Genomic DNA, 22,348 nt, shown 5'->3' with positions numbered 1-22,348 from the left:
AAAGTTTTTTTGGAAAGGAGGAGGTTGGAGTGATGTTTTCAAAACGAGAAAAAATCATGGCAATCGTTGTTGTTTCATCTTTGCTTCTGGCAGGATGGGCTTTTTTGAATAAAGAGAAGGATGAAGATGCGGCAATCTTTTTCCAAGAAGAAATGTTACAGAATGAAAATGGCGAAAAAAATAATGAGGAACCAGTAGAGGAAGCGGCGGTACAAGAAATTATGATTGATGTGAAAGGTGCTGTAAAAAATCCAGGTGTCTATACAATGGAACAAGGTGACAGGGTTATTGACGCGATTGAAAAATCAGGCGGCTTATTAAAAAATGCAGACGAAAAACAAATTAACCTTGCAGGAATGATAAAGGATGAAATGGTTATTTATGTGCCAAAGCACGGTGAAGAAGCAGAAACACCGATCGTTACACAAAATAATCCAAACGTGGCAGAAGGTGGCGATAAGGTAAAGATTAATTCTGCTAGCTCTGAAGAACTTCAAAAGTTACCAGGCATTGGGCCGGCAAAAGCGGAAGCAATCATTTCTTATAGAGAAGAAAATGGCGCATTTAAGTCAGTTGATGACCTTTTGAATGTATCAGGCATCGGGGTAAAATCATTGGAAAAGTTGAAAGATATCATTACAATTGATTAGTGGAGATCGATTAAAACGATTCATTCGATTCATGAAGGGGGAAAACCAATTGGAAAGATTATCATGGCATCAATATTTTATGGCACAGAGCCACCTTCTCGCCTTGAGAAGCACATGTGATCGCCTAACTGTAGGGGCGACCATTACACGTGACAACCGAATTATTGCGGGGGGATATAACGGTTCCATTTCAGGCGGCGTCCATTGTTCGGATGAAGGCTGCTATGTGATTGATGGACATTGTGTAAGAACGATACACGCAGAAATGAATGCAATTCTTCAATGTGCAAAATTCGGTGTGCCAACTGAAGGTGCAACAATCTACGTGACCCATTTTCCATGCTTGCAATGTTGCAAAGCGATCATTCAAAGCGGAATAAAGAAAGTCTACTATGCAAAAGATTATCGAAACCACCCTTACGCTGTCCAACTGTTTCAAGAGGCAAACGTTCACACGGAACAAATTGAACTTGATGAAATGATTTTAGAGGCAAAGGGAAAGGAAAAGCTAGAATTTATTGCCGAACTGCTTAACCGTTTAACAGAAGCTGGAGTAAACGAAGAAGAAGTAAAAACATTCTATGAGAAAGCAAGCGCTCTATTTAGCGACTAGAGAAAAAACGTGAAAGCAAACGGATTTGTATTTGTTCTCAGCGGGATGATTGGCGTCTTGATACCCAGTCATCCACTATTCGCTTTTGTTTTTATGTTGTTGCTCATTTTTCTTCTAATGAAAATAAAAAGCAAGCGTCTCATCGTTCTTTGCATCGCTGTGCTTCTACTTTTTACGTTTCGCTCTTATCTCGCTTTTACGATGAATGTTTCAAAATTAAGCGGTGATGAAGATTCGTTCTACGGAAAGATCATTACTTTACCGAATGTGGATGGGAATCATCTCACTTTCCAATTACGGCTTCCATCGAACGAAAAGCTGCAAGTTCGCTATTATATACAGTCCCGTGAAGAAAAGGAGGCGCTTGCGCATCTTAAGCCTGGCATGGTATGCCATTTCTCCGGTAATCTTCAGTCACCTGATGGAAAACGCAACCCAGGCGGATTTGATTATAAGAAATTCCTCAACCAGCAAGCGATCTATTGGATTGCATCACCGAATCGCTTACCATTTTGTAAAATCTCCTCACTTACTTTTTTCGATCGGTTAAAACAATATAGGCAATCAGGCATTAATAAAATTGAAAAGCATTTTTCCCCGGAATCTTCAGGGATTGCGCAGGCATTAATTTTTGGGGAAAGAAAAGGGATGGACAACCAAATATTAGAAGCCTATCAATCGCTCGGTTTAGTTCATGTGTTAGCTGTATCGGGCCTTCATGTTGGCGTCATTGTCATTTTTCTTTTTTGGTTTTTTATCCGTTTTGGACTGACAAGAGAAAAAGCGGCCATCTGCCTGTTGGTTTTTTTACCCATTTATGTCGTTTTAACAGGTGCTGCCCCCTCCGTTTTAAGAGCGGCTCTGATGGCTGGTGCTATATTGGCAGCATATCATTTGAAAGAGAAATTCCATCCTCTTGATACCATTTCATTTGCATTTTTGGCAATCCTTTTATTTCATCCATATTTCCTTTTCCATGTTGGTTTTCAATTGTCATTTATCATTAGCTTTTCTTTAATTGTTTCGGCAAAAACCATTAGTAAATATTTTTACAGCAATGTTTCCCGGCTCATCGCGATTTCGGTTGTTGCACAACTGTCAGCGACCCCAATTTTAATTTATTATTTTTACCAGTTTTCATTATGGAGCCTTCTTGTCAATGTGTTGTTTGTTCCTCTGTTTTCTTCCGTTTTATTGCCTCTCTCATTTCTTAGTTTTATCGTTAGCTTATTCTCGCCATTTCTTGCTGCTCCGTTTATTTTTATATTTGAAATGTTAATAAATTTTGTTCATTGGTCACTTCATCTCGTGCAACGTTTGCCTTTTGCATCTTTTACGATCGGACAGCCTCTTCCGATTTATATCGTATTGTATTATGCGTCGATCTTTTATGGATTTATACAAATGGAAAGGCAAAATAGACTAACGCGCTCTGCGTATCGTTGCTTCATTCCTTTATTTGTATTCGCAAGTATTCAACTTATCTTTCCTTATGCGAATCCTTATGGCAAGGTAACAATGCTTGATGTTGGACAAGGGGACAGCATTTTAATTGAATTGCCATTTCGAAAAGGGGTTTATTTAATTGATACGGGCGGTTCGGTGTTTTTCGGCGAGGAAGAGGATTGGCAAATAAGAAAGAATCGATTCGATGTTGGCAAAGCGATCGTATTGCCTGCTCTTCAAGCGAAAGGCATTCGAAGCATTGACAAGCTTATTTTAACTCATGGCGATGCTGATCATATCGGAGGGGCTTGGGCGCTTTTTGATGAAGTGAAAATAAAGCAAATCGTCTATGGAAAAAGTGAAAAATATGAAGAGGAAGAAAAGCGTTTGATTCAAAAAGCAGCGGCGATTGGGATAGATATTGCTTTCGTTGAAGAAGGCATGCAATGGAAGGAAGCGGGAACAAACTTTTATATTCTTGGCCCAAAAGAGAATGAGCCAAGCAAAAACAATCGATCGATCCTTATTTATACAAAGCTAGGCGGTCTATCTTGGCTTTTTATGGGTGATGCCGAGGAAGAAAGTGAATTGCGAGTTCTTCATCGATATCCAAATCTCAACACGGATGTGCTGAAAGTAGGGCACCACGGGAGTAAAACATCCTCACAGGAACCATTTATAAACAGCATCAATCCTAAAATTGCCCTCATTTCCGTAGGGAAATCCAATTTATACGGCCATCCGAGCGAAGAAGTGATTGAACGTTTGGCGCAAAAAAACATTACAATTTTTCGAACAGATAAAAATGGCGCGATATCTTACGTTTTTTCAAATGATAAAAGGTATTTTCGTCCCACTTTGGAAAATGAAAAGTGAAAAGGCTGCTCAAATCATGAGCAGCCTTTCATTCCGGCCTGAATCCCGGCCTCAGTTTTTAGCCGACAGCTTTCATAATCACGCCGATAAAGAATATAAGGCTAAAAAATACAAATGAAAAAATAAAGCCAAACCCAGAATCAATGACATCGTTCGTTTTACTTTGAACATCTTTTTCAAATTCATTCATTTTCCGTAGCCCTCCTTTTACCCAATTTTAGTATAAGCGAAAAATATGTGAAAAGCTAGGCGGGAATCGATAATATGTGAACATTTTGAGGCCAAACTTTTCCAATGTAAGACCTTAAAGATCCAGAATATCACGATTCCTTCCAGTTTTACTAAGAGTTTTCACCTATAGGTTTTCAAAGCATAGGATAGGATAAGAAATACAAAAGAAAAACATCGCCAGCAAAAGGGTATCCGCGGGCTCTTCTTGCTGGCGTTCACATACATGGGGGATTAGTTTTTAAGCTAATCTCCCTTTTCTCTTGTCAATTCACATAAATGATTATACTCTAAAGATCGAGGTGAAAACAGTGGGTAAAGATTTTCCTCTTTATTTATTATATGGAAGTGAAAGGTTTTTAATCGACGAAGCAACACATGAAATTGTGAAATCAACTTTGGACGAAGATACATATGATTTTAATTTGGCTATTTATGATATGGGGGAAGTGGCAATCGAAGAAGCCATAGATGACGCTGAAACATTACCGTTTTTGGCTGATAAACGGGTTGTCGTCATAAAAAATCCTCTTTTTTTAACGTCTGAAAAACAAAAAAATATCGAGCACAATGTTAAAAAGCTCGAAGAGTATATAAAGAATCCTTCACCGCATTCTATTGTTATATTCGAAGCGCCGTATGAAAAGCTTGATGAACGCAAGAAAATAGTGAAGGAACTTAAAAAATCAGCGAAAGTAATATCGGCCGTCCCTTTAAAAGGCAAAGCATTAATTGAATGGCTAAAAAAAGAAGCAAGCGAGCTTCACTTTTCAATCGATGATGACGCATTAAAAAAACTTGTGCTGCTCGCAGGCACTGAACTTAGAAAGTTGAAGAATGAAATGGCAAAGCTTGCCCTTTATATTGAAGAAGGGGAGAGTGTGACTGAAGAGATGATTGATCGGCTTGTCGCGCGCACCTTGGAAGACAATGTGTTCGTGCTAGTCGATCATGTGGTGAACCAACGTATGGAAAAAGCATTCCAAACCCTTTACGATCTGTTTGAGCAAAAAGAAGAACCAATAAAGCTCGTTGGGCTTCTCGCAAGACAGTTTCGAATCATTTATCAAGTAAAGGAGTTATCGAGAAGGGGATATTCTCAAAAGCAAATGGCTTCTTTTTTAAAGCTCCATCCTTATGCCGTTCAGCAGGCAATAAGGCAAGGAAAAAATTTTTCTGAAGCAGAATGCTTTCGGCTCATTGACAAATTAGCTGAGGCGGACTACCAAATGAAAAGCGGAAAATTTGAAAAGCATTTATTATTGGAGCTTCTTTTTGCAGAAATTCCCGATCGCTCTACTGGGTAACAGTCGTGTGAATCTGATTCATATGATTGTTTTTTTGTAAAAAAATAAGGGTATTCGGAAAAGGTATACTATCCAATTATATAAATACTTTTTTTCTTATCATGGTTTCAGCAATGCATAAACTGATCACCCAGCATAACCATACAGCAATTGTGTAGGAAGTACCATATGAAAATTGCAAGGCATTGTGCGAAATGGCCACAATGATGTAGATGATCATATTGGCAAAGGCAAGAAAGAAGCTTCTTGACATCCATGAACTATGCTTTATCACATTTTTTCTTCTAATATTGATATAGCCTAGAATTGTTGTACCAAACCATAGTGTATTTAAAACGAGAAATCCAATGGTGCTCAACCATCCTCCTGTTGCAAAAAAAGAAACGTAAATACCAGGGATAAAATTTAACAAAATAGACAGCGCATAGACTCGACCATTCCAACGATGAAATTGGATAGATTTCATTCGTAATTTCTTGATCACACCCAAAGGTCCAGTGATAAGGGAGATAATAGCAAAAATTATATGTAACCTGATCATAAGTATCCACAACGATTCGTTAGTTAAAACTTCATCTTTTTTAGCAAGAAAGTTCTGAAGAGTGGGATCAACCATGAAGTTTTTTGAAAATGTATGCATGACCCACATGAACGACACGATTAAAAAAATGATCCAAATGTTATTTTTCATTTATCGTTATCCTTTCCCCTAATATTTAGGCAAATAAACCACGATTTGTCATAACAAAAACAACAGTAAAAATAAGCACAAATGTAAACCAACCGAGTGTATTAAGTTTGGCCTTATTTCGTTGCAACGCATTGTCAGGATCCTCTGCAAGAATGACTCGTTTCAAGTTATTTTGTATCATACCGATCAAAGCACCAATAAGCATAAGCAGGATGAATGATAGCACCACCCATAACAAAGAAGGATAAGTGGCATATCCCATTACCATCCATCCTCCTGTAATGATTAACAAAATTAATGCATAATGGCCAAAGCGGGTAAAGCCTACCAATGTTTTAACAGATATTTTTAATTCATGACCTGAACGTGACAAAGGAGATTTAAACGCAACTGGAAAAGCTAAAAAACTACCGAGCAATAAAGCACCTATTACATGAACAAATACAATAAATGAATACATAACTACAACTCCATTCTTAAGAAATACGATGTCCAATTCATTTTAATGAGGGAAGCATACCTGCCTTTGCTTCACCAAACATACTGTTTCCATCTACAGAAACGATAAATCTTAAAGAAAGTCTTATAGGCCTCTTCATTTCATAGACCACTTTAATTGATTCCCTTCCTGTACAATTAAAACGAAAAGATCCCCAATAGGTGTGGAAAAAGCACTTATCAGTTTGATTAGAGGAGCTGGAACTTGTTGCTTCCATTGGATTTTTATGTTTGCTTTCTTTAGGTGCATTTCCTTCAGCTTTCCAAACTATAGTTGTTCCACCGCATGTGCTTAACCCCCTTAAAGTAGTAAAAGTGAGGCGAAACACTTATTTATAGTGAATATTCGCCGATTGTTTCACAATTAGAGAATAACCTTTAAGTGTCTCAAATGATGGGACAAAAAGATCACAAAACAATCACAATCCATCACAAAAAAGTGATGTGAAGTTATCATTGTTGAAACAGTGATATACTGAAAGTTGATTTCGATGGAAGGCCCATTTCTTTAACTAGCATCGAAGGGAAGGTAGGATTATGTGAAGGAAATACAGACGATTCTGGTTGTGGATGATGACAAAAGCATTGTCGAACTACTAAGGGACTTCTTGGAGAATGACGGTTTCTATGTAAAAACCGCTTATGACGCCGATCAAGCACTGTCCACACTTAAGCAGATTACAATTGATTGCATCATTCTTGACATCATGATGCCGAGACAAAATGGTTTCGAGTTCTGTAGGCAGGTACGGGAGAAAAGTGACATTCCTATCCTCTTCTTGAGCGCCCTCAGTGATGATGTAGATAAAATTCGCGGGCTGGCCCTTGGAGGGGATGATTATATAGTTAAAACTGCATCTCCGGGTGAGATTATTGCCCGAGTGAAGGCTGTATTGCGACGCTCTGGTTCCCAGAAGGGATTTAACAGGACGATCTTGGATTATGGTGGCCTGACTTTGGATTTATCCACAAGAGAAGTATTTGTAGAGGGAAGATCCATCTCACTTACGCCAAAAGAATATGAATTATTGCGACTGTTTGCCGAGCATCCGCAAATTGTTTTTACATATGATCAATTACTTGAAAAATTTTGGGATGGAATTGGCGATAAACATACTGTCCGCGTCCATATTAGCCGCCTACGTGAGAAAGTTGAGTCCGATCCAAGCGAACCAAAATATATAGTCAATGTCTGGGGTATAGGCTACCGTTTTAAAGGAGAATAAAATGAGATCAATTCGCATTCGCACATTTTCTATACTTAGTTTGCTTTTAATCTTGATGTTGCCATGGGTATTTTACGTAACGGCCCACTTACTAACAACAAAATCACTCAGTTTCGGTACGAATGAAGCTCAGAAAGAAAATTTTAAAAAAATGAGCAACTTCATTGAAACAAATATAGAAAACTGGTCTAACCCCAAATGGCAAGATGATTTAAGAGGAAAGTTACAAGCGTTGGACATGGGTGTAGAAATTTTAACCGAATCAAATCAAGAGATTTTTCAATTTTTCCCTGAGGAGGATCACTCATTTACGCGAGCGGAACAGTTTTCAATTATGCAAGATGGACTCCTAATTGGGAGAGTAATGATTTTTCAGCCGAACCCAAGAGGGGGTCAGATGATTGTGGCCTTTACAGGTTTATTGTTAGCCTTTTTTATCATCGGTTATGTTATGCGAAGGTTCATTCTCAAACCGCTTGAGAAAATGAGCCTGGCAGTCCGACAAGTCGCAGAAGGCGATTTGGATGTCCTATTGCCAATGTCCCCGATCAAAGAAATTACGGAAGTATATGGTGGAATTCGAATAATGACAGAAGGTCTCCAAGATTCCATGCAAAAACAAGTGGAATTGGAAGAAGAACGACGATTTATCATTGCTGCAGTCGCCCACGATTTACGGACACCATTATTCGCCTTACGAGGTTATTTGGATGGTCTAGAGGAAGGAATTGCTGATTCTCCAGATAAACAAGCAAGGTATCTGGCGGTTTGTAAGGAAAAGTCAGCACAATTGGCCCGTCTTGTCGAGGATCTTTTTACATTTACAAAGACGGAATATTTGGAGATGGAACTCAAAAAAACCACGGTTAATCTTCCGAATTTATTAAAGAAGTCGATTGATAGCCTGAATCCACTAGCTAAGCAAAACAACATCTCGATTATCACAAACTATTTTGGGGACGATTGTATGATCATGGGCGATTCGTATTTATTAGAGCGCGCAATAAATAACTTATTGGATAATGCTGTCAGACATACACCACACTCTGGTAAAATTTTTATACAATGCTATAAGGACGGTAACAGAGTGGTCTTTACTGTTCAAGATACGGGGAAAGGTTTCTCTTCCGAAGAGATTCATCGCGTTTTTGATCCACTATATCGCGGTGAAGCATCACGAAATCGTTCAACCGGAGGGGTGGGGTTAGGGTTAACTATTTCAAGAAGGGTCGTTAGACGACACGGGGGTGACCTTGTCGTAGATAACCATTCAGAAGGCGGTGCACTGATAAAAGGTTGGATACCAGCTCACTGTTCTAATGCTTGATAACCCTTATTAATGCTATGTGAACATTTATTAGGTAAAATGAGTTTTCTACACTAAAATCCGAATACCCAAAAATAAAAGCGACCTTTACCAGGTCACTTGCTTTGAGCGTTGATTTTTTTAGCAAGCCTTTCTTTATGGCGTGCTGCTGTATTTTTGTGGATCACATTTTTGTTTGCTGCTTTATCAAGCTTTTTTGTTGCGAATGAAAAAGCTTCTTTCGCACCTTCAATATCATCATTTGAAAGTTTCGTTTCAACTGATTTCATCGCTGTGCGCATTGCTGACTTGATTGCAGTGTTATGTGCACGGCGTTGTTCGTTTTGACGCGTACGTTTAATTGCAGATTTAATATTTGGCATTTATGTCACCTCCTAAGTCTAACCGAAACACGAACAAAAGAAAAAATTATTTTTTCAATTAGAACAAATGTATTTTATCAAATCCAACATGCAATTGCAATAAAGAATGAAAAAGGTGAAAAGCGGTGAGAATATTTGAAGAATGAGCTATATAAGCTGAACAAAAGAATGTTGACCACAGACTGCTGTTAAAATCTTCTGTTTCTAATTTATAGAAAGAATGAGAAAAAGGGTGAAGTGATATGGAAAAAGACATTAGTTTGGAAAAGTATGAAATACGCACCGACTTAGCATTAGAAGCTCATGAAATGGTCGTTGAAAAAGAAAAAGGAACAAAAGCCGAAGATATAAATGGAGTCGCCGTAAAAGAAAGAAACGAAAGCGGCATTAAAATAACGACAGTTGAAATTTCGAAAGAAGGGGAAGAGAGAATCGGAAAAAAAGCTGGGCGTTATTTAACATTTGAAATGCAAGGCATCCGCGAAAAAGACTCAGATCTGCAGGAAACGGTTCAAGCTATTTTTTCAAAAGAATTTGCTGCTTTTTTACAGGAGCTCAACATAAAAAAAGATGCAAGCTGCCTTATTGTTGGTTTAGGGAATTGGAATGTGACGCCTGATGCTTTAGGGCCTGCAGTTGTTGAGAATGTGTTAGTGACAAAGCATTTATTTGATCTGTCCCCTGAAAGTGTGAAAGAAGGTTTCCGTCCTGTAAGCGCCATTTCCCCCGGGGTAATGGGGATAACCGGAATTGAAACGAGTGATATCATCAACGGTGTCATACAGAAAACGAAACCGGATTTTGTCATTGCAATTGATGCTTTGGCATCACGTTCGATCAGCCGAATTAATACGACGATACAAATTTCTGATACAGGCATCCATCCAGGTTCAGGGGTTGGAAACAAACGTAAAGAGCTAAGTTTTGATACGCTTGGAATCCCTGTCGTCGCAATTGGGATTCCCACAGTAATTGAGGCGGTAACGATTGCAAGCGATACGATTGACTTTATTTTGAAGCATTTTGGCAAAGAGCTTCGCGAGGGGGGCAAACCATCTAGAAAGCTTACACCTGCCGGCATGGTGTTTGGCGAACGCACTGTATTAACAGATGAGGATTTGCCTGATAAGAAAAACAGGGAAATTTTTATGGGTGTTGTCGGCAACCTTGAGGATGAGGAGAAAAAACAATTGATTCGAGAAGTCCTTGCACCTCTTGGGCATAATATGATGGTTACGCCGAAGGAAGTTGATGTATTTATAGAAGACATGGCAAACGTTATTGCCGGTGGTTTGAACGCCTCACTTCATGGACAAGTAAACCAAACGAACAGCGGAATTTTTACAAAGTGAATCTGCATAGAATGAACTAAAAATTTTAATAGCAGTCTTTTGAGTTTGAATAGCTAAACGAAGAGCACCGGAAAGCGGTCAACGTTGCTATTGCTTTCAGTCGCTCCGTAGGTCTCGAAGTGCCCCGAATACTTCCTCGCCAAACTCAAACCAACTGTAAGTAAAATTCTTTAGTACAACGTATATATTTTTTAAATCCTGTTCTTTCCTTTCAAATGTCTGCATAGATTAAAAAACAGACAAGCTTTGCTTTGAAAGGATGAAGAAGATGGACAAACCTTCTGGAATCCAAGCCTATTTTGAAGGGACAAGCCTGAAAAGGCTTGTTATAACGGGATTTATTGGATTTATAACGATTAGTTCCTTTATATTGTTGCTTACTTCGTATGAAATGAAATATCGTTTCGCATCTTCAACCATTCATAATTGGCTTACGAACTTTTCCAGCGAATCATTAATCTATGTGATGGGGATGGAAAACCGCTATTTTACAACGATACTTCCGGAAGAAAGTGAACCTCCGAATTTTTCATCAGTTGCCTTTGAATTTGCGACAAGCATTAAGCCTGGTGATATTCGCAGTCTTCTTGGAAGGGAATTGCCCGGCTTCGCATTATACGATGCGGAAATCTATGTAGCGGGGGAAGGAACGGATTATACGAGCCTGCCTATTGAGTCGTCCCCACCGATGGAGGTGCTTCTGGCAGAACGGAAAGCATCGATTGAAGAACTGGAAAAATATGAATCTGAAAATGAAGAAGTGAAACCACCTGCAATGACAACCGGAAATAAGAACGTTGTGTTTATTTACCATTCCCATAGTTCTGAATCTTATCTTCCCCACTTGGAAGGGGTAAAAAATCCGAATCTCGCCCACCATTCCAAAGTAAATATAACGATGGTCGGAAAAAAATTCAGCGAGGAATTGAAGAAAAGAGGAATCGGTGCCCAGGCCGATGAAACGAACATCATGAAAAAGTTAAATGAAAGAGGTTTAAAATTTGGCAGTTCTTATCGAATGTCACGAGAAGTTGTACAATCTGCCATGGCGAGTGATAAAAATTTAGCTTTTTTCTTTGATTTTCACCGCGATTCTCAGAGGAGAGATAAAACGACAGTTACAATTAATGGGAAAGCGTATTCGAGATTATTTTTCGTCATCGGAAAAGCAAACAAAAATTATGAAGAGAACCTTCAGTTCGCAAAACAATTAAACGAAAAGTTGGAAAAAAAATACCCGGGCTTAAGCAGAGGAATCATTACAAAAGACAAATCGCAGGGAAACGGTATTTATAACCAAGATCTTTCCGATCGTTCCGCGCTTCTTGAGGTTGGCGGCGTTGACAACACGATGGAAGAAAATTATCGTACAGCTGCAGCATTAGCGGATGTTTTTAGTGAATATTATTGGGACGGTGAAAAAGTTTCAAATAAGTGAGAAAGGAAGGAATGTGCAAAATGTCAAAATTCATTATGGCTTGCCTGCTGATAGGCGCTGTTTTTTATAGCGGGATTTATTTTGGACAGAACTTATCCGATCATCCGGGTAAAACGGGCAAGGAAGAAACAATGTTTTCGGAATATGAAGAATGGAAAGACCAGCAAAAGATAAAAGAAGAAGAGCGTGCGAACGAAACCAAGATTGAAAAAACATATGATGAAAATAAAGACAATGTCTATTCTCTCACAGCAAACGGGATTTCCAATGTATTAAAAAGCACGTCAAGAACGATCATTTTTCAATTTTTATCTGCATTTGAAAAAGCGATCCATACCTTTGTTTAATGAAACTGCAAAATGCAGTTTTTTTGTTTGGCCATAAGTTTCGCTAACACCCTGATAATTCTCGTTTATCGAGACTGCGAACGAAGTGAGTTAGCGAGAATTATACTCTGTGAGTGCTAACCATCAGTGGAGACGAAAATGATCCCCACTGATGAAGTCTCGCTTTATTGAATCAATGCTTGTCAATTGCTATAATCAAGTCTGTGTAGTTCGCCTTAGGAGGAAGAAAATGAATCGAGAAGAGAAATTAGCCCGGCAATCACGGATTCGAAATTTTTCCATTATTGCTCATATTGATCACGGGAAATCGACCCTTGCCGATCGCATTTTAGAAGAAACAGGGGCATTAACTCAGCGTGAATTAAAAGAACAAACGCTTGATGCGATGGATTTAGAGAGAGAACGTGGAATTACAATTAAGCTGAATGCTGTCCAATTAAATTATAAAGCGAAAGATGGGCAAGACTATATTTTTCATCTTATTGACACTCCAGGGCATGTCGATTTCACTTATGAAGTTTCAAGAAGCCTTGCCGCTTGTGAGGGGGCTTTATTAATCGTTGACGCTGCCCAGGGAATTGAAGCGCAGACACTTGCCAATGTTTATTTAGCATTGGAAAATGACCTCGAAATCTTGCCGGTCATTAATAAAATCGACTTGCCAAGCGCCGATCCGGAGCGGGTGAAAAGGGAAATCGAAGATGTCATTGGTTTAGATGCCAGTGAGGCTGTGCTTGCTTCCGCAAAAACAGGAATTGGGATCAGTGAGATTCTAGAACAAATTGTTGAGAAGGTCCCGCCTCCTGATAAAGATCCCGATGCCCCCCTAAAAGCATTGATTTTTGACTCATTATACGATTCTTACCGGGGTGTCGTTGCTTATATCCGTATTGTTGAAGGCAGTGTGAAAATCGGAGATAAAATTAGAATGATGGCCACAGGTAAAGAATTCGAAGTAACCGAACTAGGGGTTTTCTCACCGAAAGCGATTGAAAAAGAGGAATTAACCGTTGGCGATGTCGGCTATTTAACTGCTTCAATTAAAAATGTCGGCGATACGAGAGTCGGCGATACGATTACGAGCGTTTCAAATCCGGCAGATGAGCCTTTGCCTGGCTATCGAAAAATGAATCCGATGGTATTTTGCGGAATGTATCCAATCGATTCAAATCAATATAATGATTTAAGAGAAGCCCTTGAACGCCTGGAATTAAACGATTCTTCGCTGCAATATGAACCAGAAACTTCACAGGCGCTTGGTTTCGGTTTCCGCTGCGGATTCCTTGGGCTTCTTCACATGGAAATCATTCAAGAAAGAATCGAACGTGAATTTAATATTGATCTGATTACAACTGCACCAAGCGTTATCTATGAGGTCGAGCTGGCAGACGGTGAGCTTCTTACTGTTGATAATCCCGCAAACATGCCGCCTGCACAAAAGATAAGTTCTGTAAAAGAACCGTTTGTGAAAGCGACGATTATGACACCAAAAGAGTATGTCGGATCGGTAATGGAGCTTTGCCAGAAAAAACGCGGAGAGTTTATCGATATGCAATATTTAGACGAAAACCGTGTAAGTATCGTCTATCATTTGCCTTTAAGTGAAATTGTGTACGACTTTTTCGACCAGCTTAAATCAAGCACGAAAGGGTACGCTTCACTTGATTATGAGTTAATTGGCTACAAAGAGTCTAAACTTGTAAAAATGGAAATTCTTTTAAATGGTGAAAAAATTGATGCGCTTTCGATCATTGTCCATAAAGATTTTGCTTTCGAGCGGGGAAAAGCAATTACTGAAAAATTAAAAGAGCTCATCCCTAGACAGCAGTTTGAAGTGCCTGTCCAGGCGACAATCGGCCAAAAAATAATCGCTCGTTCAACAATTAAAGCTCTCAGGAAAAATGTCCTCGCAAAATGTTACGGGGGAGACGTATCAAGAAAGCGAAAACTTCTTGAAAAGCAAAAAGAAGGTAAGAAGCGTATGAAAACAGTCGGGAAAGTAGACGTTCCGCAAGAAGCGTTTATGGCCGTTTTGCGGATGGATAATGATTAAACGGTACAGAAATCTATGATGAAAAACGCACTTGACGAAAGATTTGTCAGGCGCGTTTTTACTTTTACGATAGGAGGCGATTCCGATCGTCCAGTCTGTTTATTTCCATATTCCGTTTTGTGAACAAATTTGTTATTACTGTGACTTCAATAAATTTTTTTTAAAAAACCAGCCGGTCGATGAATATTTGGATGATATGGCAAAAGAGATGGAAAACACGGTGAAACGTTTTTCATACTCCCGCATGAAAACAGCTTTTGTCGGCGGAGGCACGCCTTCTGTGCTGAATGAAAAGCAGTTCGACCGATTTTTTGGTGCGATCCATTCCAATTTCAAATTTGAACCGGGTTATGAATTCACCTTTGAAGCCAACCCGGGGAGTCTTGATTACGATAAATTAAAAGCACTGAAAGAATACGGTGTCAATCGTTTGAGTATCGGCGTACAAGCCTTTCAGGATGAATTGCTTAAACGTATTGGCCGGAACCATCAGGAAAATGATATTTATGAAAACATTGAATTAGCAAGGCAAGCAGGCTTTAACAATATTTCGATTGATTTAATGTCTGGCTTGCCGGGACAAACATTACGTATGTTCAAAGAATCACTTGAGAAAGCAAAAAAACTGCCTATTGACCACGTCTCATCCTATTCCCTGCAAATCGAGCCAAAAACGATTTTTTATAATCAGATGAACGCAGGAACACTTCATCTGCCGCCTGAGGAAGAAGAAACAGCAATGTTTGAGGAATTAATAAAGCAAATGAGAGATAATGGTTTTATTCATTATGAAATTAGCAATTTTGCAAAACCCGGCAAGGAAAGCAAGCATAATCTAACCTATTGGGACAATAATGAATACTACGGAATCGGCGCTGGAGCGCACAGTTATATTGACGGCGTGCGCCGAGAAAATGCAGGCCCTTTGAAAAAATACATGTTGCTCGTTAAAAAAGAAGGCTTTCCTTACTTTAGGGAAAACAGATTAACATTAGAACAGAAGATGGAAGAAGAGATGTTTATGGGGCTTAGAAAACGAACAGGCGTTTCAAAAGACATTTTTTATCACAAATTCGGCCGGACAATCGATGATGTGTATGGCAGGGCAATTGATCAACTTTTAAAAAAGGGGCTCATTACGATCGATAACGAAAGTGTTTGTTTAACAGAACAAGGTGTTTTTTTAGGCAATGAGGCTTTCGAAGCGTTTTTAATTGATGGATAGCTTTTTTGTCGGGCAAAAGGATTGACAAAAGGGAGCTCGTTTTGATACTTTATAAGTACATTTAGCACTCAAATGTCAAGAGTGCTAACAGAGGTGATTATCATCATGTTAACGGAGCGCCAGTTGAAAATTCTTCGTGTTTTGATTGATGACTATATTCTCCATGCAGAACCGGTTGGTTCACGTACAATTTCAAAACGGGGTTCTATTAATTACAGCCCTGCAACGATACGAAATGATCTAGCTGATTTGGAGGAAATGGGGTATCTGGAGAAAACCCATAGCTCATCTGGGCGAATCCCGTCGGAAAAAGGTTATCGCTTTTATGTTGATCATCTTTTATCACCTTTTGTTTTTGATCATAATGAGCTTGAAAACATAAAATCATTATTCACTGAGAAGTTTTATGAATTTGAGAAGGTGATTCAAGAATCGGCAATTATTCTTTCTGAGCTAACGAATTATACTTCGATCATATTGGGACCTGAAATGTTCGAAACAAAGCTAAAGCATTTACAAATTATCCCAATTTCAGATACAATTGCTGTTGCGATTATTGTCACAGATACAGGCCAAGTTGAAAACAGGACCATTTCGATTCCAGATGATCTTGATTTATCTGAGTTGGAGAAAGTCATTAACATACTCAATGAACGCTTAAAAGGTGTTCCAATCGTCCAGCTTAGGAATAAGGTCTTTAAAGAAATTGATTCTGTTTTAAAAGCTTATATCCATAATTATGGACAAGTAATGAACATGCTTGCTACGCTGTTTTCAAATGAAAAGAGAGCAGAAAAGGTGTATTATGGCGGGAAAAACAATATTTTGGCTCAGCCCGAATTTCGTGATTTGGAAAAAGTACGGCTATTGCTTGATACAATTGAAGAAGAAGAATTAATTTATCAGATTTTACGGACAGAAAACGATGGAATTGAAGTAAAAATAGGACATGAAAACGACTTGCAAGTGATGAAAAATTGCAGCTTGATCACCGCATCGTATTCTGTCGTCGGCCAACATGTAGGCTCGATAGCCATCGTCGGGCCGACAAGAATGGAATATAAACGGGTCATTGGCCTCCTTGATTTTATTTCGAAAGACTTGACAAAAGCTTTAACGAAACGGTATCAGTAATTTTGAAGAAGGGCACAGTGGTAAATGAGATGGAGGATTCTGTCTTCCATCCCTTTGCTATTTCCAAATACTATGTTTAAATTTATTAAAGAACAACCTTTACGAGGAATTGACATGTAAGGAGTGTCGTCATGGATAACCAGAAGGAAGAGCGTACTTCAAACGTTCTCAATGAAGAGGAAATGGAAGAAACAGAAAAGGCCCAAGAAGAAAAGGTAATCGAAGAACAGCAAGAAAACGCGGATGAACAACTTGAAAACGTTGAAGAAACAGAAGTAGACACTGAAAAGGAAAGAGCTGAAAAGGAAAGAGCTGAAAAGGAAAGAATCGAAGCGGAATTAAAGGAATTAAACGAACGTTTTCTCCGTGTTCAAGCTGATTATGACAACTTCCGAAAACGGACGAAAGCCGAAAAGGAAGCGGCTGCAAAATACCGCTCGCAATCTCTTGCGGAGCAGTTGCTGCCGGTGCTTGACAACTTTGAGCGGGCTCTATCGGTCGAAACGACAAATGAAGAATCGAAATCCATCTTACAAGGTGTAGAAATGGTTTATCGCCAGTTTCTGGAAGCTTTGAAGCAAGAAGATATTGAAGAAGTGGAAGCTTATGGCGTTCCATTTGATCCGAATAAACATCAGGCAGTCATGCAAGAAAAATCTGAAGAACATGAACCAGGAATTGTGTTAGAAGTCTTGCAAAAAGGCTATCGGCTAAAAGATAGGGTGATTCGCCCAGCAATGGTGAAAGTAAACGAATAAATCACTTACTTAATGATGTCATGGGAGGAACAATAATGAGCAAAATTATCGGAATTGATTTAGGTACAACAAACTCTTGTATAGCAGTGATGGAAGGCGGGGAAGCAACCGTTATCCCTAACCCTGAAGGCAACCGGACAACACCTTCTGTTGTTGCTTTTAAAGATGGGGAACGATTAGTAGGTGAAGTTGCGAAACGCCAAGCAATCACAAATCCAAACACAGTTCAATCGATTAAGCGCCATATGGGAACCGATTATAAAGTGGAAATCGAAGGCAAATCTTATACACCTCAAGAGATTTCGGCGATCATTTTACAAAAATTAAAATCATATGCCGAAGATTATTTAGGTGATAAAGTGACGAAAGCTGTGATTACGGTACCCGCCTATTTCAATGATGCGGAAAGACAAGCGACAAAGGATGCAGGAACAATTGCCGGCCTTGAAGTGGAGCGTATCGTAAACGAACCAACTGCTGCTGCGCTTGCTTACGGGCTTGAAAAAGAAGAAGATCAAACGATCCTCGTATTCGACCTTGGCGGCGGAACATTTGACGTTTCAATTCTTGAACTCGGCGACGGAATTTTTGAAGTAAAATCAACTTCTGGCGACAATCGTTTAGGCGGTGACGACTTTGACCAAGTCATCATCGATTATCTCGTTTCTGAATTTAAAAAAGAGAATGGAATCGATCTTTCTCAAGACAAAATGGCGATTCAGCGCTTAAAAGATGCTGCAGAAAAAGCGAAGAAAGATCTCTCTGGTGTCATGCAAACGCAAATTTCACTGCCGTTTATCACGGCAGATGCAACAGGACCAAAGCATTTGGAACTGAATTTAACAAGAGCGAAATTCGAGGAATTATCAGCAAATCTTGTTGAACGGACAATGGGGCCAACAAGACAAGCCCTCAAGGATGCTGGCCTGAGCGCAAGTGATATTGATAAAGTAATTCTTGTCGGTGGTTCTACAAGAATTCCTGCAGTTCAGGAAGCTATTCAAAAAGAAATAGGAAAAGAGCCTTCAAAAGGAGTCAATCCGGATGAAGTGGTAGCACTTGGTGCTGCGATTCAAGCAGGTGTGCTTGCGGGCGATGTAAAAGACGTCGTTTTGCTTGACGTAACCCCACTGTCTCTTGGAATTGAAACAATGGGCGGCGTATTTACGAAACTAATTGAACGTAATACTACGATCCCAACAAGCCATTCGCAAATTTTCTCAACAGCAGCTGACAACCAAACATCTGTTGAAATTCACGTGCTTCAAGGAGAGCGTGAAATGGCAGCCGACAACAAAACGCTCGGTCGCTTTCAACTTACTGATATTCCTCCTGCACCAAGAGGAATCCCTCAAATCGAAGTATCATTTGACATCGACGCGAACGGGATTGTAAACGTCCGCGCAAAAGATTTAGGGACAAACAAAGAACAATCAATTACAATTAAATCATCTTCCGGACTATCTGAGGAAGAAGTTGAAAAAATGGTACGCGAAGCAGAAGAGAATGCGGAAGCAGACAAAAAGCGCCGCGAAGAAGTTGAACTGCGCAACGAAGCGGACCAACTCGTATTCACCGTTGACAAAACCTTGAAAGATTTAGAAGGAAAAGTTGACGAAGCTGAAGTGAAAAAAGCGAACGATGCAAAAGAAAAGCTTCAAGAAGCATTAAAAGGAAATAATTCAGAAGAAATCAGAAAAGCAAAAGATGATTTATCTGAAATCGTTCAACAGCTTTCGGTTAAATTATATGAACAAGCTGCGAAAGAAGCACAAGCACAGCAACAAGGCGAACAAGGAAATTCTGGAAAGCCGAATGATGACAATGTTGTTGATGCCGAATATGAAGAGGTAGACGACGACAAAGATAAATAATCATAATTAATGAAAAGTCAAAGTCAGGGAATTCTTGGCTTTGACTTTTTTGCGAATACGAATGGTGTTATGATTAAGCAAGACTTATCGGGAGTGGATAGTATGAGTAAACGGGACTACTATGAAGTTCTTGGCGTTTCGAAAGATGCGTCACAGGACGAAATTAAAAAAGCGTACCGAAAGCTCGCCCGGAAATACCATCCGGACGTAAACAAGGATGCGGACGCCGCGGAAAAATTTAAAGAAGCAAAAGAAGCTTATGAAACATTAAGCGATCCAAATAAGAAAGCCCATTACGATCAATTTGGCCATACCGAGCCAAATCAAGGCTTTGGCGGGCAAGGCGCTGACTTTGGCGGATTTGGCGATATTTTCGATATGTTTTTCGGAGGTGGAGGAAGACGCAATCCGAACGCTCCGAGACAAGGGGCTGATCTTCAATATTCAATGACCCTTCAATTTGAAGAAGCTGCATTTGGAAAAGAAACAGATATTTTTATACCAAAAGAAGAAGTATGCCAAACGTGCGGTGGAGATGGGGCAAAGCCTGGAACGAAGCCGGAAACTTGTTCTCACTGCGGAGGAACCGGGCAGCTGAATATTGAGCAAAATACTCCGTTTGGCAAAATTGTGAATCGAAGGGTTTGCAACTACTGTAATGGAACAGGAAAAATCATTAAAGAGAAATGCCGCACTTGCCACGGCAGCGGGAAAGTAAAAAGGCAAAAGAAAATTCATATTAAAGTTCCCGCAGGTATCGATGAAGGCCAGCAAATCCGTATCGCAGGGCAAGGAGAACCAGGTGAAAACGGCGGGCCTCCAGGGGATTTATTTGTCGTTTTCCATATTAAGCGCCACGAATTCTTCGAACGGGACGGAGACGATATTCTTTGTGAAATGCCATTAACGTTTGCCCAAGCAGCTTTAGGTGATGAAATTGAAGTTCCAACGCTGTATGGCAAAGTAAAGTTAAAAATCCCCCCAGGAACGCAAACAGGTACGAAATTCCGCCTGAAAGGAAAAGGCATTAAAAATGTCAGAGGGTACGGCCAAGGGGACCAACACGTAAATATCCGGGTCGTTACACCGAAAAACTTAACAGAAAAACAAAAACAACTCCTTCGCGAATTTGCGGAAATAAGCGGCATTCATCTGGATGAACAACATGAAAACTTTTTCTCAAAAGTTAAAAAAGCGTTTAAAGGCGACTAATTTTTGAACAACCTCTTTAATGAAAGGATTTGAGATCATTGCAATGGGCGGAAATTTGCATCCATACGACACAAGAAGCTGTAGAAATCGTCTCAAACATATTGCATGAAGCTGGGTCTGGCGGTGTTGTCATTGAAGATCCGAAAGATTTAGTCAATCTATGGAATACGCCGTACGGTGAGATCTATGATCTCAATCCTGACGATTATCCAGAGACAGGTGTGGATGTAAAAGGTTATTTTCCAGCGGATGAAGAGTTGGACAAAACAATCGAATCCATCAAAAGAATGATAGGACAGCTTTCGGATCGAAATATCGATTTTGGCAGCAAAACGATTGAAGTAAGGAATGTGGACGAAGAAGACTGGGCAACATCGTGGAAACAATATTATAAGCCAATTTCAGTGACGGATAACATCACCATCGCTCCGATATGGGAGAACTATGAACGAAAACATAAAGATGAAATCGTCATTGAGCTTGATCCTGGCATGGCCTTCGGCACTGGAACACATCAAACGACAACACTATGCATCAAAGCGCTTGCGAAGTTCATCAAGCCGGACGATCACGTCATCGATGTAGGTACAGGCTCAGGAATTTTGAGCATTGCTGCTGCTAAACTGGGAGCCGGCCGCGTCTTGGCTTACGATGTTGATCCGGTTGCCGTCAGCAGTGCGAAAGAAAATATTAAATTAAATCACCTGCAATCGAACATCACAGTTGAGAATAACAATCTCCTTGATCATATTGATGAAACAGCCGATCTAATTATTGGAAATTTGCTTGCTCCTATCGTTATCCAGTTAGCCAACGATGTGCCCCGCGTTTTAAAAAAGAACGGCTTGTTCATTTCCTCCGGCATTATAAAAAGTCAACAGAAGCTCGTTGAAGAAGCCTTATTAAAAAGCGGGCTGGCTGTGGAAGAAGTGATGCAGCAAGATGACTGGATTGCGGTTATCGCAAGAAATGTGGAGGAATGAGATGCAACGCTATTTCGTTCAAGCTTTTGATGGAGATACCGTGACCTTGGCAGGGAATGATGCTAGGCATATTTCACGCGTCATGCGGATGGCAGCAGGCGATTCCATTATTTGCAGTGACGGCAGCCGCACTGCGCGATGCAAGCTCCAAGAAATAACGAATGAAAAAGTTTCAGCGAACATCGTTGAATGGATGCATGAGTCGCAAGAGCTCCCTGTTTCTGTTACAATTGCACAAGGATTGCCAAAGGCGGATAAGCTTGATTACATTGTTCAAAAAGGGACAGAGCTTGGAGCCGCTGGGTTTCTTCCGTTTGCGGCCGAACGATCCATCGTAAAATGGACAAAAGAAAAGTCCGAAAAAAGGGTGGCAAGGCTTGAAAAAATTGCAAAAGAAGCGGCAGAACAGTCGCACAGGCAAACGATACCGTCCATTTATCCCCCGGTCACATTCGATGATCTCCTTCAAAAAGGTGAACAGTATCAATTGAAAATTGTCGCTTATGAGGAAGAAGCAAAAAATAAAGAGGATAACGATCTTCCTAACGTGCTTAAAACGATCAGTCACGGACAATCAATTCTGTTTGTTGTCGGCCCTGAAGGCGGGTTTTCAAAAGAAGAGATCGAACAGTTGAAAGAACATCATTTTCACATTTGCGGGCTTGGTCCGCGCATATTGCGTACAGAAACGGCTTCTCTTTATTTTTTAGCCGTCGTATCATACGAAACAGAACTAATGAGGTGATAA

General features: G+C 39.9%; 21 protein-coding genes. 17 read left to right on the top strand and 4 right to left on the bottom strand.

Translation table 11 applies throughout. The features are described 5' to 3' along the window. Positions 1-32 precede the first annotated feature (32 nt). From DCC39_RS05670 to DCC39_RS05660, 3 genes are read left to right on the top strand one after another with little or no spacing between them, the layout of a single operon-like run. A complete protein-coding gene (locus tag DCC39_RS05670; protein WP_116553917.1) occupies positions 33-650 on the top strand; it encodes a helix-hairpin-helix domain-containing protein in 618 nt (205 codons plus the stop codon). A gap of 49 nt (positions 651-699) precedes the next feature. Further along, positions 700-1,263 carry a ComE operon protein 2 gene (locus tag DCC39_RS05665; protein WP_116553916.1) on the top strand — a complete coding sequence of 188 codons (564 nt, stop codon included), beginning with the start codon at positions 700-702 and terminating at the stop codon, positions 1,261-1,263. A gap of 9 nt (positions 1,264-1,272) precedes the next feature. Further along, positions 1,273-3,585 carry a DNA internalization-related competence protein ComEC/Rec2 gene (locus tag DCC39_RS05660; protein WP_116553915.1) on the top strand — a complete coding sequence of 771 codons (2,313 nt, stop codon included), beginning with the start codon at positions 1,273-1,275 and terminating at the stop codon, positions 3,583-3,585. A gap of 58 nt (positions 3,586-3,643) precedes the next feature. Here DCC39_RS05660 and DCC39_RS05655 read toward each other — a convergent pair whose 3' ends face one another. Continuing rightward, complete coding sequence (locus DCC39_RS05655) at positions 3,644-3,775, bottom strand: YqzM family protein (protein ID WP_116553914.1); 132 nt, start codon at positions 3,773-3,775, stop codon at positions 3,644-3,646. A gap of 349 nt (positions 3,776-4,124) precedes the next feature. Here DCC39_RS05655 and holA point away from each other — a divergent pair, with 349 nt between their 5' ends. Further along, positions 4,125-5,120, top strand: a complete 996-nt coding sequence (gene holA / locus DCC39_RS05650) for a DNA polymerase III subunit delta (protein ID WP_240613549.1) — start codon at positions 4,125-4,127, stop codon at positions 5,118-5,120. A 76-nt stretch (positions 5,121-5,196) separates the two neighbouring features. Here the strand turns inward: holA and DCC39_RS05645 are convergent, their stop codons facing one another. Both DCC39_RS05645 and DCC39_RS05640 read right to left on the bottom strand, forming a co-directional pair. Further along, the gene (locus DCC39_RS05645; RefSeq protein ID WP_116553913.1) at positions 5,197-5,811 is read right to left on the bottom strand and encodes a DUF2306 domain-containing protein; all 615 of its coding nucleotides are present in this window, start codon (positions 5,809-5,811) and stop codon (positions 5,197-5,199) included. 25 nt (positions 5,812-5,836) lie between these two features. Next, on the bottom strand, positions 5,837-6,271 hold the full coding sequence (locus DCC39_RS05640; protein WP_116553912.1) for a DUF2269 family protein: 435 nt from the start codon (positions 6,269-6,271) through the stop codon (positions 5,837-5,839). A 577-nt stretch (positions 6,272-6,848) separates the two neighbouring features. Here DCC39_RS05640 and DCC39_RS05635 point away from each other — a divergent pair. After that, entirely contained in the window at positions 6,849-7,535 is a 687-nt protein-coding gene (locus DCC39_RS05635; RefSeq protein WP_116553911.1) for a response regulator transcription factor, read from the top strand. 1 nt (position 7,536) lies between these two features. Beyond that, the gene (locus tag DCC39_RS05630; protein WP_116553910.1) at positions 7,537-8,862 is read left to right on the top strand and encodes a sensor histidine kinase; all 1,326 of its coding nucleotides are present in this window, start codon (positions 7,537-7,539) and stop codon (positions 8,860-8,862) included. Between the two features lie 95 nt (positions 8,863-8,957). Here DCC39_RS05630 and rpsT read toward each other — a convergent pair whose 3' ends face one another. Continuing rightward, complete coding sequence (gene rpsT / locus DCC39_RS05625) at positions 8,958-9,224, bottom strand: 30S ribosomal protein S20 (RefSeq protein WP_116553909.1); 267 nt, start codon at positions 9,222-9,224, stop codon at positions 8,958-8,960. Positions 9,225-9,466: 242 nt separating this feature from the next. Between rpsT and gpr the strand changes: the two genes are divergently transcribed. The 11 genes from gpr (at position 9,467) to DCC39_RS05570 (ending at position 22,345) form a co-directional block, all read left to right on the top strand. Beyond that, entirely contained in the window at positions 9,467-10,576 is a 1,110-nt protein-coding gene (gene gpr / locus DCC39_RS05620) for a GPR endopeptidase (protein WP_116553908.1), read from the top strand. 259 nt (positions 10,577-10,835) lie between these two features. Next, the gene (gene spoIIP, locus DCC39_RS05615; protein ID WP_116553907.1) at positions 10,836-12,014 is read left to right on the top strand and encodes a stage II sporulation protein P; all 1,179 of its coding nucleotides are present in this window, start codon (positions 10,836-10,838) and stop codon (positions 12,012-12,014) included. 20 nt (positions 12,015-12,034) lie between these two features. Further along, positions 12,035-12,361, top strand: a complete 327-nt coding sequence (locus DCC39_RS05610) for a hypothetical protein (RefSeq protein WP_116553906.1) — start codon at positions 12,035-12,037, stop codon at positions 12,359-12,361. Between the two features lie 229 nt (positions 12,362-12,590). Beyond that, positions 12,591-14,414, top strand: a complete 1,824-nt coding sequence (lepA, locus tag DCC39_RS05605) for a translation elongation factor 4 (protein ID WP_116553905.1) — start codon at positions 12,591-12,593, stop codon at positions 14,412-14,414. 85 nt (positions 14,415-14,499) lie between these two features. After that, a complete protein-coding gene (gene hemW, locus DCC39_RS05600; protein ID WP_116553904.1) occupies positions 14,500-15,639 on the top strand; it encodes a radical SAM family heme chaperone HemW in 1,140 nt (379 codons plus the stop codon). Positions 15,640-15,744: 105 nt separating this feature from the next. Beyond that, positions 15,745-16,773 (top strand): heat-inducible transcriptional repressor HrcA, encoded by a 1,029-nt coding sequence (gene hrcA, locus DCC39_RS05595; RefSeq protein ID WP_116553903.1) that lies wholly within the window; start codon positions 15,745-15,747, stop codon positions 16,771-16,773. A 131-nt stretch (positions 16,774-16,904) separates the two neighbouring features. Beyond that, positions 16,905-17,531 carry a nucleotide exchange factor GrpE gene (gene grpE / locus DCC39_RS05590; protein WP_240613548.1) on the top strand — a complete coding sequence of 209 codons (627 nt, stop codon included), beginning with the start codon at positions 16,905-16,907 and terminating at the stop codon, positions 17,529-17,531. Between the two features lie 35 nt (positions 17,532-17,566). After that, positions 17,567-19,405 carry a molecular chaperone DnaK gene (gene dnaK, locus DCC39_RS05585; protein ID WP_116553902.1) on the top strand — a complete coding sequence of 613 codons (1,839 nt, stop codon included), beginning with the start codon at positions 17,567-17,569 and terminating at the stop codon, positions 19,403-19,405. A 102-nt stretch (positions 19,406-19,507) separates the two neighbouring features. Beyond that, positions 19,508-20,617 carry a molecular chaperone DnaJ gene (dnaJ, locus tag DCC39_RS05580; RefSeq protein ID WP_116553965.1) on the top strand — a complete coding sequence of 370 codons (1,110 nt, stop codon included), beginning with the start codon at positions 19,508-19,510 and terminating at the stop codon, positions 20,615-20,617. Positions 20,618-20,655: 38 nt separating this feature from the next. Further along, entirely contained in the window at positions 20,656-21,600 is a 945-nt protein-coding gene (gene prmA, locus DCC39_RS05575; RefSeq protein WP_116553901.1) for a 50S ribosomal protein L11 methyltransferase, read from the top strand. A gap of 1 nt (position 21,601) precedes the next feature. Next, positions 21,602-22,345 carry a 16S rRNA (uracil(1498)-N(3))-methyltransferase gene (locus DCC39_RS05570; protein WP_116553900.1) on the top strand — a complete coding sequence of 248 codons (744 nt, stop codon included), beginning with the start codon at positions 21,602-21,604 and terminating at the stop codon, positions 22,343-22,345. Positions 22,346-22,348 lie beyond the last annotated feature (3 nt).

The organism is Pueribacillus theae, from assembly GCF_003097615.1.
Lineage (GTDB): Bacteria > Bacillota > Bacilli > Bacillales > UBA6769 > Pueribacillus > Pueribacillus theae.
The sequence above is the reverse complement of the archived record's forward strand: the minus strand, read 5'-3'. Positions and strand labels throughout refer to the sequence as shown.

Bases quoted from the DNA above. Each gene is read 5' to 3' on its own strand.
- DCC39_RS05655 (WP_116553914.1), bottom strand. From the start codon at position 3,775: ATGAATGAATTTGAAAAAGATGTTCAAAGTAAAACGAACGATGTCATT.
- DCC39_RS05640 (WP_116553912.1), bottom strand. From the start codon at position 6,271: ATGTATTCATTTATTGTATTTGTTCATGTAATAGGTGCTTTATTGCTC.
- DCC39_RS05630 (WP_116553910.1), top strand. From the start codon at position 7,537: ATGAGATCAATTCGCATTCGCACATTTTCTATACTTAGTTTGCTTTTA.
- hrcA (WP_116553903.1), top strand. From the start codon at position 15,745: ATGTTAACGGAGCGCCAGTTGAAAATTCTTCGTGTTTTGATTGATGAC.
- dnaJ (WP_116553965.1), top strand. From the start codon at position 19,508: ATGAGTAAACGGGACTACTATGAAGTTCTTGGCGTTTCGAAAGATGCG.
- lepA (WP_116553905.1), top strand. From the start codon at position 12,591: ATGAATCGAGAAGAGAAATTAGCCCGGCAATCACGGATTCGAAATTTT.
- gpr (WP_116553908.1), top strand. From the start codon at position 9,467: ATGGAAAAAGACATTAGTTTGGAAAAGTATGAAATACGCACCGACTTA.
- DCC39_RS05645 (WP_116553913.1), bottom strand. From the start codon at position 5,811: ATGAAAAATAACATTTGGATCATTTTTTTAATCGTGTCGTTCATGTGG.
- DCC39_RS05610 (WP_116553906.1), top strand. From the start codon at position 12,035: ATGTCAAAATTCATTATGGCTTGCCTGCTGATAGGCGCTGTTTTTTAT.
- dnaK (WP_116553902.1), top strand. From the start codon at position 17,567: ATGAGCAAAATTATCGGAATTGATTTAGGTACAACAAACTCTTGTATA.
- grpE (WP_240613548.1), top strand. From the start codon at position 16,905: ATGGATAACCAGAAGGAAGAGCGTACTTCAAACGTTCTCAATGAAGAG.
- rpsT (WP_116553909.1), bottom strand. From the start codon at position 9,224: ATGCCAAATATTAAATCTGCAATTAAACGTACGCGTCAAAACGAACAA.
- spoIIP (WP_116553907.1), top strand. From the start codon at position 10,836: ATGAAGAAGATGGACAAACCTTCTGGAATCCAAGCCTATTTTGAAGGG.
- DCC39_RS05570 (WP_116553900.1), top strand. From the start codon at position 21,602: ATGCAACGCTATTTCGTTCAAGCTTTTGATGGAGATACCGTGACCTTG.
- DCC39_RS05670 (WP_116553917.1), top strand. From the start codon at position 33: ATGTTTTCAAAACGAGAAAAAATCATGGCAATCGTTGTTGTTTCATCT.